Source organism: Bradyrhizobium sp. CCBAU 53415 (assembly GCF_028128735.1).
Lineage (GTDB): Bacteria > Pseudomonadota > Alphaproteobacteria > Rhizobiales > Xanthobacteraceae > Bradyrhizobium.
The window spans coordinates 898,755-909,245 of record NZ_LBJF01000027.1; the positions used below are offsets into that span (position 1 = coordinate 898,755).

At 65.7% G+C, this 10,491-nt stretch carries 10 protein-coding genes; 8 read left to right on the plus strand and 2 right to left on the minus strand.

Annotated features, from left to right (window positions below):
* The first annotated feature begins 1 nt into the window (after position 1).
* The 8 genes from XH87_RS32270 to XH87_RS32305 all read left to right on the plus strand — a co-directional run bounded on the left by XH87_RS32270 (position 2) and on the right by XH87_RS32305 (position 9,154).
* Positions 2-1,036 carry an ABC transporter permease gene (locus XH87_RS32270; protein WP_271590353.1) on the plus strand — a complete coding sequence of 345 codons (1,035 nt, stop codon included), beginning with the start codon at positions 2-4 and terminating at the stop codon, positions 1,034-1,036.
* Positions 1,033-1,881, plus strand: coding sequence for an ABC transporter permease (locus tag XH87_RS32275; RefSeq protein ID WP_158667856.1), 849 nt, complete (start codon positions 1,033-1,035; stop codon positions 1,879-1,881). The genes XH87_RS32270 and XH87_RS32275 overlap by 4 nt, the downstream gene beginning before the upstream one ends.
* Positions 1,878-3,548 carry a nickel ABC transporter ATP-binding protein NikE gene (gene nikE / locus XH87_RS32280; protein WP_271590354.1) on the plus strand — a complete coding sequence of 557 codons (1,671 nt, stop codon included), beginning with the start codon at positions 1,878-1,880 and terminating at the stop codon, positions 3,546-3,548. The genes XH87_RS32275 and nikE overlap by 4 nt, the downstream gene beginning before the upstream one ends.
* A gap of 142 nt (positions 3,549-3,690) precedes the next feature.
* On the plus strand, positions 3,691-5,292 hold the full coding sequence (locus XH87_RS32285; protein WP_035699341.1) for an ABC transporter substrate-binding protein: 1,602 nt from the start codon (positions 3,691-3,693) through the stop codon (positions 5,290-5,292).
* A 17-nt stretch (positions 5,293-5,309) separates the two neighbouring features.
* Positions 5,310-6,251, plus strand: a complete 942-nt coding sequence (locus XH87_RS32290) for an ABC transporter permease (RefSeq protein WP_271590355.1) — start codon at positions 5,310-5,312, stop codon at positions 6,249-6,251.
* On the plus strand, positions 6,248-7,171 hold the full coding sequence (locus tag XH87_RS32295; RefSeq protein WP_271590356.1) for an ABC transporter permease: 924 nt from the start codon (positions 6,248-6,250) through the stop codon (positions 7,169-7,171). Before XH87_RS32290 ends, XH87_RS32295 begins: the two co-directional genes overlap by 4 nt.
* Before the next feature lie 19 nt (positions 7,172-7,190).
* A complete protein-coding gene (locus XH87_RS32300; protein WP_035699335.1) occupies positions 7,191-8,180 on the plus strand; it encodes an ABC transporter ATP-binding protein in 990 nt (329 codons plus the stop codon).
* Positions 8,177-9,154, plus strand: coding sequence for an ABC transporter ATP-binding protein (locus tag XH87_RS32305; RefSeq protein ID WP_271590357.1), 978 nt, complete (start codon positions 8,177-8,179; stop codon positions 9,152-9,154). The genes XH87_RS32300 and XH87_RS32305 overlap by 4 nt, the downstream gene beginning before the upstream one ends.
* Before the next feature lie 5 nt (positions 9,155-9,159).
* On the opposite strand, the gene XH87_RS32310 is transcribed toward XH87_RS32305, so the two are convergent.
* On the minus strand, positions 9,160-9,447 hold the full coding sequence (locus tag XH87_RS32310; protein WP_158667851.1) for a YciI family protein: 288 nt from the start codon (positions 9,445-9,447) through the stop codon (positions 9,160-9,162).
* Positions 9,448-9,516: 69 nt separating this feature from the next.
* Positions 9,517-10,491, minus strand: coding sequence for a sugar ABC transporter substrate-binding protein (locus XH87_RS32315; RefSeq protein ID WP_271590358.1), 975 nt, complete (start codon positions 10,489-10,491; stop codon positions 9,517-9,519).

Below are 10,491 nucleotides of genomic sequence, written 5' to 3' on the forward strand. Positions count from 1 at the left end.
GGTGAAGACCGGTCTTGGTGCAACGATAATGAGAGCGGGCAGGCGGCTTCTGTCGTCGCTGCCGGCATTGTTCGGTGTGCTGGTCTTCACCTTTCTCCTGATGCGCGTCCTGCCGGGCGACCCCGCGGTGTTCTTCGCCTCGGGGCCGAACGCCGGGAAGGAGGAGATCGCGCAGATCCGCAAGCAGATGGGGCTCGACAAATCCGTGCCGGAGCAGCTCGTGCTCTATCTCTCCGACATCGGCCACGGCAATCTCGGCCGCTCCATGATGACCGGGCAGCCGGTTCTGAAGGATCTGCGCGAGCGGCTGCCGGCCTCGCTCGAGCTCACTTTCGCCGCGCTCCTGATCGCGTTGATCGCGGCGGTGCCGCTCGGCGTGGTCGCTGCCTTGCGGCCGGGCTCGGTCGTCGATCACGGCGTGCGGCTGTTCTGCGCGCTCGGTGTCTGCGTGCCGACCTTCGTCTCGGGCCTGCTGTTGATCTACGTCTTCTACTATCTGCTCGGGCTCGCGCCTGATCCCACGGGGCGGATCGACGTCTTCACCTCGCTGCCGCCACAACGCACCGGTTTCCTGTCGATCGACTTCCTGCTCGCCGGCGACGTCGAGGGTTGGTGGGCCGCCTTCAAGCAATTGATCCTGCCCGCACTGAGCATGGCCCTGTTCGTCATCGCGCCGCTGGCGCGGATCACGCGCGCCTCGATGCTGGTTTCGCTCGGCAGCGATTTCGTGCGCACCGCGCGCTCGGTCGGATTGTCCTGGCGCAAGGTGGTCGTGACCTACGCGCTGCGCAACGCGATCCTTCCCGTCATCACCATCGCCGGCATCGTGTTCTCGACCATGCTGGGTGCCAACGTCCTCGTGGAGAAGGTGTTCTCCTGGCCGGGCGTTGCCTCCTATGCGCTCGATGCGCTGCTGTCCTCCGACTACGCGCCGGTGCAGGGCTTCGTGCTGCTGATGGCCAGCCTGTTCGTGCTGGTCAATCTCGTGGTCGACATCTGCTACGGCATCGCCGATCCCAGGGTGTCGATCGAATGACCAGCGCAACTCTTCGCCATTCGGTCTGGATCCTGCGCGGCAATCCGCTCACCGCGGTTGCCGCGACCGGCGTGCTCGTCTTCGTCCTGGTCGCGATCTTCGGGCCGTGGATCGTGCCTTACGATCCCGTGGCCTCGAATGTATCGGAGGCCTTGCTGCCGCCCAGTGCGGCGCACATTGCCGGCACCGACCAGCTCGGCCGCGACGTGTTCAGCCGCCTCGTCATCGCCGCGCGGCTCGACCTTGCCATCGCGGTCTCCGCAGTCGGGATCTCCTTCGTGATCGGAGCCGTCGTCGGCGCGTTCTGCGGCTATGCCGGCGGCCGGCTCGATCGCGCCGTCGGCCGCTTCGTCGACGTGATGATGGCGTTTCCGCTGTTCGTGCTGGCGATGGCGATGGTCGCCGCATTGGGCAACCGGATCGAGAACATCGTGATCGCGACCGCGATCATCAACCTTCCCTTCTACATCCGCTTCGCACGGGCCGAGGTCAATGTCAGGCGCAATGTCGGCTGGGTCGAGGCCGCTCGCGCCTGCGGCGAGAGCCATTTCTCGGTGGTATTGCGCTTCCTGCTGCCGAACATCCTGCCGGCGATGGCGGTGCAGATCTCGCTCAATCTCGGCTGGGCGATTCTGAATGCAGCCGGCCTGTCCTTCATCGGCCTCGGCGTCAAGCCGCCGACGCCGGAATGGGGCATCATGGTCGCGGAGGGGGCGCGCTTCATCTCGACCGGGCGTTGGTGGCTGGTGGCCTTTCCGGGCCTGGCGTTGATGATGGCGGTGCTGTGCTTCAACCTCCTCGGCGACGGGATGCGGGACATTCTCGATCCCCGGATGCGCACATGAGCGAGGAACTGCTCAGGATCGACGACCTCCACGTCGCGTTCTCGACGCGGCGCGGAATGGTCGAGGCCGTACGCGGCGTGACGCTCACGGTCGAGGCCGGTGAGATGCTCGGCCTCGTCGGCGAGAGCGGCTCGGGCAAGTCGGTCACGGGCTTTGCGACGACACGGCTGCTCGATGCAGCCGGGCGCGTCACCGGCGGCAAGATCCTGTTCCGCGGGCAGGACGTCACGAAGCTTGGGGGAGATGACCTCCGTCAGCTTCAGGGCGCCGCGATGTCGATGATCTTCCAGAACCCGAGGGCTGCGCTCAATCCGATCCGGGCCATCGGATTGCAGATCGCCGACGCGATCCTCACCCACAAGCGCATTTCGAAGGAGGCCGCGCGAGCGGAGGCGCTGGACTTGCTGCGCGCCGTCCAAATCCGCGACCCCGAGGTGCGAATGAGCGCCTATCCGCACGAACTCTCCGGCGGCATGTGCCAACGCGTCATGATCGCGATTGCGATCTCCTGCAATCCCGCGCTGCTGATCGCCGACGAGCCGACGACCGGGCTCGACGTCACCACCCAGAAGGTCGTGATGGATCTCCTGGCAGACATTGCCGCCGCGCGAGGCATGGCGACGATCCTGATCACGCATGACCTCGGCCTCGCAGCGCGCTATTGCCGCCGCATCGCCGTGATGGAGCGTGGCCGCATCGTCGAGGAGGCGAGCCCCGGCACGCTCTTCGGCGCGCCGCAGCACGCCTATACGAGGCGCCTGGTTGCGGCATCGCCGACGGCGACGTCGCGGATCGAGGACCTCGTGACGGCGGAGGAGAGCGAGCGTTACTCCGCTGTAGTCGGCAAGCCCAGGCAGGAGCCCGCTCACGGCACGCCGCCGCTCCTGGAGGTGCGGAAGCTCGCAAAGCGTTTCGACCAGGGTTCCGCGGCGGTTGCCGACTTCTCGATGACGATGGCCGGCGGCGAGAGCGTCGGGCTCGTCGGCGAGTCCGGCTCCGGCAAGAGCACGACCTCGCGCATGATCTGCCGCCTGATCGATCCGAGCGAGGGCGACATCGTGTTCGACGGGCAGTCGATCGGCCACGTGGCGTCGCGTGACTTTCACCGCTCGCCATTGCGCAAAGACATCCAGATGGTCTTCCAGGACCCGAACGAAAGTCTCAACCCGCGCTTTACGGCGTTCGATTGCATTGCCCACCCCTTGATGCGACTCGACGGCATGCGTGCGGGTGAGACGCTGCGCAAACGGGTGGAAGAATGCGCGGAGCGGGTGGGACTGCCGCTGGATCTGCTGCCGCGGTTTCCGCATCAGCTCTCCGGCGGGCAGAAAGCCCGCGTCGGCATCGCCCGCGCCATCGCCTGCCGGCCGCGGCTCCTGGTGCTGGACGAGCCGACCGCCGCGCTCGACGTCTCGGTTCAGGCGGTGGTGCTGCAGCTGCTCGATCGCCTGCGGCGCGAGAACGACATCGCGCTGCTGTTCGTCAGCCACGACCTCAACGTGGTGCGCATGCTCTGCGACCGCACCATCGTGCTGCGCAACGGCGGCATCGTGGAGCAGGGCGAAAGCCGCGCCCTGTTTGACAATCCAAAGACCGACTACACGCGCAAATTGGTCGAGGCGATCCCGCATATCGAGAGGGGACCTGCGCTGGCGGCCGCTCTTTGAGGCCTCGAGCGGCCAGAAAGGGCGGCGAGATCCCATCGGCGACGGCGCATTTAGTGGCATACCATTTGCTTGCAAATGGGCTTGGTTTCACTTGCCCTTTGCCAATGAACAGCTGGCATCACGGCATTACTGGGAGGACTTCATGGATCGCAGGACCGTATTGAAGGGACTGGCCGGCGCGGGCGGTCTGGCATTGACCGGCCTCTCGGCCCCGGCGGTCGCCCAGGGCGCATCCGCTCGGACCTTGCGCTTCGTGCCTCAGGCCAATCTCGCCAATTTCGATCCGATCTGGGGCACGCAATATGTCGTGCGCAATGCCTCGGCGATGGTCTGGGACATGCTCTACGGCATCGACTCGTCGTTCACGCCTCAACGGCAGATGGTCGAGTCCGAGGAAGTATCGGCTGACGGCAAGACCTGGACGTTCAAGCTGCGACCCGGATTGAAGTTCCACGACGGCGAGCCGGTGCGCAGCAAGGACGTCGTTGCGAGCCTCGCGCGTTGGACCGTGCGCGATCCGATGGGGCTGATGATCAAGGCGCTTCAGCAGGAGCTCACGGCGGTCGACGACCGCACCTTCAAATGGGTCCTCAAGGCGCCTTACCCGAAACTGCTCTACGCGCTGGGCAAGAACAATTCGCCCTGCGCCTTCATCATGCCGGAGCGCATCGCGCAGACCGACCCATTTAAGCAGATCACGGAATATGTCGGGTCGGGGCCGATGAAGTTCGTCAAAGGCGAGTGGGTTCCGGGCGCGAAGGCCGTGTTCGAGAAATTCGCCGACTATGCACCGCGCCAGGAGAAGTCGTCGTGGCTGGCGGGCGGCAAGCAGATCCTGGTCGATCGCATCGAGTGGGTGGTGATGCCGGATGCGGCCACCGCGGCCGCGGCGCTGCAGAACGGCGAGATCGACTGGTGGGAGAATCCGATCGCGGACCTCGTACCCGTGTTGAAGAAGAACAAGAACATCAGCGTCGATATCGGCGATCCGCTCGGCAATATCGGCGCGTTCCGCATGAACTTCCTGTATCCGCCATTCAACGACGTCAAGGCGCGGCGCGCTGTGCTGATGGCGATGAGCCAGGAAGACTACATGCGCGCGATCGTCGGCGACGACACCGCACTCTGGAAGCCGCTGCCTGGCTTCTTCACGCCGGGTACACCGCTCTATTCGGAGATGGGCGGCGATATCCTGAAGGGCAAGCGCGACTTTGACGCGGCCAAGAAATTGCTCGCGGAGAGCGGCTATTCGGGGCAGCCGGTCACGTGCCTGGTCGCGCAGGACCAGCCGATCACCAAGGCGCAGGGCGACGTGACTGCGGACCTGCTGAAGAAGCTCGGCATGAACGTCGACTTCGTGGCGACCGATTGGGGCACCGTCGGCGCCCGCCGCGCACTGAAGACGCCGCCGGGACAGGGCGGCTGGCACATGTTCCACACCTGGCATGCGGGCGCGGACTGCGTCAATCCGGGGCCCTACAATGCCATCCGCGCCAACGGCGACAAGGCTTGGTTCGGCTGGCCCACGAGCGCCGATACCGAAAAGGAGGTTGCCGCATGGTTCGAGGCCAAAAACCTCGACGAGGAAAAGACGACGATCGCCCGCCTCAACAAGGCAGCGCTCGACGACGTCGTCTTCGCGCCGACCGGCTTCTTCCTCGGCTACACGGCATGGCGCAAGAACGTCTCCGGCATCACCAAGGGGCCGCTGCCGTTCTTCTGGGGCGTATCCAAGTCTGCATGATCGTGCGCTGAGGCCAGATGCTCTCCTACATCCTCCGTCGCATCGTCGCGACCTTGCCAGTCATGGCGATCGTCGCGCTGTTCGTGTTCAGCCTGCTCTATATCGCGCCGGGTGACCCCGCCGTGGTGATCGCGGGCGACCAGGCGAGTCCGGAGGATGTGGAGCGCATCCGCCAGAGCCTCGGCCTCAACCGTCCGTTCCTGGTCCAGTTCGGAGGCTGGGTCTGGCGCATCCTGCACGGCGATCTCGGCACCTCGATCTTCACCAATCTGCCGGTCTCGGCGATGATCGGGCAGCGTCTCGGACCGACGCTGTCGCTGATGTTCGTCACGCTGCTGCTCACGATCGTGGTGGCCGTGCCGCTCGGCGTGGTGGCGGCATGGAAGGCCGGCAGCCTGATCGACCGCGTCATCATGGGCTTTGCCGTGTTCGGATTCTCGCTGCCCGTGTTCGTGGTCGGCTACATGCTCGCATACATCTTCGCGCTCGAGCTGGAATGGCTGCCGGTGCAGGGCTATACGCCGCTCAGCTCGGGCTTCTGGCCGTGGCTGGAGAACCTGATCCTGCCGTCGATCGCACTCGGCTGCGTCTATATCGCGCTGGTCGCGCGCATCACGCGGGCCGCCATGCTCGAAGTCTTGCAGCAGGACTATATCCGCACCGCCAAGGCCAAGGGACTAGGGCAGGGCGGCATCCTGTTCATTCACGCGCTGAAGAACGCGGCGGTGCCGATCGTGACCGTGATCGGGATCGGCATCGCGCTCCTGATCGGCGGCGCGGTCGTGACCGAGAGCGTGTTCGCGATCCCCGGCCTCGGCCGCCTCACGATCGACGCGATCCTGCGCCGCGACTATCCGGTGATCCAGGGCATCGTGCTGCTGTTCAGCTTCGTCTACGTCCTCGTCAATCTGATGATCGACGTCGTCTACACGCTCGTTGACCCGAGGATCCGCTATTGACCGACACCACCGTCAATCCGCAATCGCTTCCGGCCGGCCTCGTCGTCGCGCCACATCTGCCTGAGATCCTGCGGCCGGTCACGATCCGGCGCGGCTTCGTCGGCCTCTTGCGCGGTCATCCGACGGTCGCGGTCGGCGGCGCGCTGCTGCTGACGCTGGTCCTGATCGCGATTTTTGCGCCCTATCTCGGCACGGTCGATCCGACTGCACTGGCCCCGGCGAAGCGCACACGGGCGCCGTCGGCCGATTTCTGGTTCGGCACCGACGTGCTCGGCCGCGACATCTATTCGCGCGTGCTGTTCGGCGCGCGCGTCTCGCTCACGGTCGGCCTGTCGGTCGCGATCTTCGCATCGGCGGCCGGCCTCGCCATCGGCATGATCTCCGGATTCGTCCGCTGGGCCGACGGCATCCTGATGCGGTTCATGGACGGCTTGATGTCGATCCCGCCGATCCTGCTGGCGATCGCGCTGATGGCGCTGACGCGCGGCAGCGTCGGCAACGTCATCCTCGCCATCACCGGTGCCGAAATCCCGCGCGTCTCGCGCCTCGTCCGCAGCGTGGTGCTGTCGCTGCGCGAGCAGCCCTATGTGGATGCGGCGGTCGCCTGCGGCACGCGCACGCCCATGATCATCCTGCGCCACATCCTGCCGAACACGGTTGCGCCCATGCTGGTGCAGGCGACCTACATCTGCGCTAGCGCGATGATCACCGAGGCGATCCTGTCCTTCATCGGCGCCGGAACGCCGCCGACCATCCCGTCCTGGGGCAACATCATGGCCGAGGGCCGCGCGCTGTGGCAGGTGAAGCCATACATCGTGTTCTTCCCGGCGGCGTTCCTGTCCGTCACCGTGCTCGCCGTGAATTTGCTCGGCGACGGCCTTCGCGATGCGCTCGACCCGCGCATGGCCAAGAGCCTCTGATGGAACGAGGCTGATCGCGATGGCTTTGCTCGAAGTCGAGAACCTCCAGACCCATTTCCGTACCCCCGGCGGCATCAATCGCGCCGTCGACGGCGTGTCCTTCCATGTCAACGAGGGCGAGACGCTCGCCATCGTCGGCGAGTCCGGCTGCGGCAAGTCGGTGACGTCGATGTCGCTGATGCGGCTGATTCCGGAGCCGCCGGGCAGGATCGCCGGCGCCATCCGCTTTGCGGGCAGGGATCTGCTGAAGCTGTCCGATCGCGAGATGCGTGCGATCCGCGGCAATGACATCTCGATGATCTTTCAGGAGCCGATGACCAGCCTCAATCCGGTGCTCACCGTCGGCCGCCAGATTCGCGAGACCTTGATGATCCATCAGGGCCTCGACAAGCGGGCGGCGGAGGCGCACGCGATCGAGATGCTGACGCTGGTCGGCATTCCCGAGCCGAAACGGCGCGTCGGCGAATATCCGCACCAGCTCTCCGGAGGCATGCGCCAGCGCGTGATGATCGCGGTCGCGCTGGCGTGCAATCCGAAGCTTCTCATTGCGGACGAGCCGACAACCGCGCTCGACGTGACGATCCAGGCGCAGATTCTGAGGCTGATGCTGGATCTGAAGCGCCGGGTCGGCGCCGCCATCATCCTGATCACCCACGATCTCGGCGTCGTCGCCGAAATCGCCGAACGCGTCATGGTGATGTATGCCGGCCGCAAGGTCGAGGAGGCGCCGGTAGCCGAGCTGTTCCGTTCGCCGCGCCATCCCTATACGCAAGGCCTGCTCGGCGCGGTGCCGAAGCTCGGCTCCTCGCTGGCCGGGACCGCAACGCGGCTCGCCGAGATCCCGGGGCAGGTGCCCGACCTCCGCAAGCCCATTATCGGCTGCGTCTTCGCCGGCCGCTGTGCGCTCGCGACCGATCTCTGCCGCCAATATGCGCCGGGGCTCGAGGAGAAGGGCCCGCGCCACGTCGCCGCCTGTCACTACGCCGCCAAGGGAGCCGTCGCGGCATGAGTCCTCCGCTGCTCCAGGTCAACGACCTCAAGAAGCATTTTCCGGTCAACAAGGGCCTGTTCGGCCGCAAGTCCGAATTTGTCTATGCGGTGGACGGCGTGTCGTTCGAGATCGCGCGCGGCGAGACGCTGTCGCTGGTCGGCGAGTCCGGCTGCGGCAAGTCGACGGTCGGCCGCGCCATTTTGCGGCTGTTCGAGATTACTTCTGGCCAGGTCATCCTCGACGGCCAGCGTATCGACGACGCTGCGCCGAGCACGATGCGCCAGATGCGCCGCCGCGTGCAGGTGGTGTTCCAGGATCCGTTCTCGAGCCTCAATCCGCGCATGCGCGTGCGCGACATCCTGGCCGAGCCGATCCGCAATTTCGGCCTCGCCAAATCCGCGGAGGATCTCGAGGTTCGCGTCACATCGCTGATGGACACCGTGCGCCTGCCGCGCGAGGCGCTGAACCGCAGGCCCCACGAATTCTCCGGCGGCCAGCGTCAGCGCATCGGCATTGCGCGCGCGCTTGCGGCCGAACCCGAGCTGATCGTGTGCGACGAGGCGGTCTCCGCGCTCGACGTTTCAGTCAAGGCGCAGATCGTCAATCTGCTGCAGGACCTGCAAAGCGAGTTCGGCCTCGCGCTGCTGTTCATCAGCCACGATCTCGCGATCGTCGAGCACATGACCCATCGCGTTGCGGTCATGTATCTCGGCAAGATCGTGGAAGTGGCGCCGCGCCGGCAGATCTTTGCCGCGCCAAGGCATCCCTACACCAAGGCGCTGCTCTCGGCGGTGCCGCTGCCGGAGCCCGGGGCACAGCGCAATCCCATCATCCTCAGGGGCGACGTGCCGAGCCCGATCAATCCGCCGCCCGGTTGCCGCTTCCATACCCGTTGCCCCTTCGCCTTCGACCGCTGCCGGACAGAGGAGCCGACGCTGCGCGCGGCCGGCCCGGAGCAATGGGTGGCCTGTCACCTCGACGAGCCGCCGTAGGCGGCTCAACCCTGCCGGCGCAGGAAGCCCGTGATCGTGACCTTTTCCCAGATGCCGGCCGCAGCAAAGGGATCTGCGCGGTTGAAGGCCTCGACCTCGCTACGGCCCGGTGCCTCGATCAGGAACAGGCTGCCGATCATGGTCTGGCCGTCGTCGGAGACCAACGGCCCCGACATCACGATCCTGACGCCGAAGCGCGAGGTGTCGCTCAGGAAGGCCTTGTGCGCGTCGTAATTGGCAAGCCGCGTCGGCAGTGCGCCGGTGCGGTCGAGAGCGTGAATGGCGAACAACATCGGTCTTCCTTTCTTGACTTGGTTCTTGGGACGGCCGCCATGGCGGCCGTCCGGACGTGATGGGTTGGTCTACTTGGCGCCGAGCTTGCCGGCGTCCTCGAAGGTCGGGCAGGTCCGCTGCTCCAGCGGGACGTCGAACGGCCCGTAATTGTCCTTGGTGATGACGGTCGGCTTCAGCACGATCTCGGCGATGACGGGCTGGTTGCGCAAGGCGCGGATCGCCATCATGGTGCCGAGGCAGCCTTGCGCAAATCCGTTGTAGTCGCCGCTCGCCAGCAGTTTGCCTGACTTGATCGCGTCGATCGCCTCCTTGGTGCCGTTGATGCCGATCACCTGGGCCTTGCGGTTGGCGCCGTCGAGCGCCTCGATCGCGCCGACCGCCATGGCGTCGTTGGCGGCGAGCACGCCGTCGATCTGCGGATTCGACTGCATCAAATTCTCCATGACCTGGAGCGCCTGGAGCCGCTGGTAGTTACCGGGCTGCGAGGCCAGCAGCTTGGCCCCCGGACTTTCCTTGAGCGCGTCGTTGAAGCCGCGGACGCGGTCGACATTGGTCAGCGAGCCCTTGACGCCCTCGATGATGACGATGTTGCCCTTGCCGCCCAGCGTCTTGAGCAGGAAGCGCGCCGTCTCCAGCCCAAGGCTGTAGTCGTCGGCACCGACAAAGGAGAGGAACTTGCCGCCCGCCGAACGGTCGGTGATGTTGACGACCGGGATCTTGGCCTCGTTGATCTTCTCGACGCCGGGCACCATCGCCTTGTAATCGACCGGCGTGAAGACGATCGCGCTCGGCTTCTTCACCACGACGTCCTCGATCTGGCTGAGCTGCTCGGGGATCGAGTCCGGCTTGGTCGGGATGTACTGAAGCGTCTTCGCGTTCAGCGTCTTCGCCATGTTGTCGGCGCCGACCCGCACCGTCTGGAAGAACGGATTGGTCTGGTTCTTGGTGAAGACGGCGATGGTCTCGCCGTCGGCTCGTACCTCGGTGGTCAGTGCGGTCGCCATCAGCAGCGGCAGCGCCAGGTGGCCAAGTTTCAGTTTCAT

Bases quoted from the DNA above. Each gene is read 5' to 3' on its own strand.
- XH87_RS32275 (WP_158667856.1), top strand. From the start codon at position 1,033: ATGACCAGCGCAACTCTTCGCCATTCGGTCTGGATCCTGCGCGGCAAT.
- nikE (WP_271590354.1), top strand. From the start codon at position 1,878: ATGAGCGAGGAACTGCTCAGGATCGACGACCTCCACGTCGCGTTCTCG.
- XH87_RS32285 (WP_035699341.1), top strand. From the start codon at position 3,691: ATGGATCGCAGGACCGTATTGAAGGGACTGGCCGGCGCGGGCGGTCTG.
- XH87_RS32290 (WP_271590355.1), top strand. From the start codon at position 5,310: ATGCTCTCCTACATCCTCCGTCGCATCGTCGCGACCTTGCCAGTCATG.
- XH87_RS32300 (WP_035699335.1), top strand. From the start codon at position 7,191: ATGGCTTTGCTCGAAGTCGAGAACCTCCAGACCCATTTCCGTACCCCC.
- XH87_RS32305 (WP_271590357.1), top strand. From the start codon at position 8,177: ATGAGTCCTCCGCTGCTCCAGGTCAACGACCTCAAGAAGCATTTTCCG.
- XH87_RS32310 (WP_158667851.1), bottom strand. From the start codon at position 9,447: ATGTTGTTCGCCATTCACGCTCTCGACCGCACCGGCGCACTGCCGACG.
- XH87_RS32315 (WP_271590358.1), bottom strand. From the start codon at position 10,491: ATGAAACTGAAACTTGGCCACCTGGCGCTGCCGCTGCTGATGGCGACC.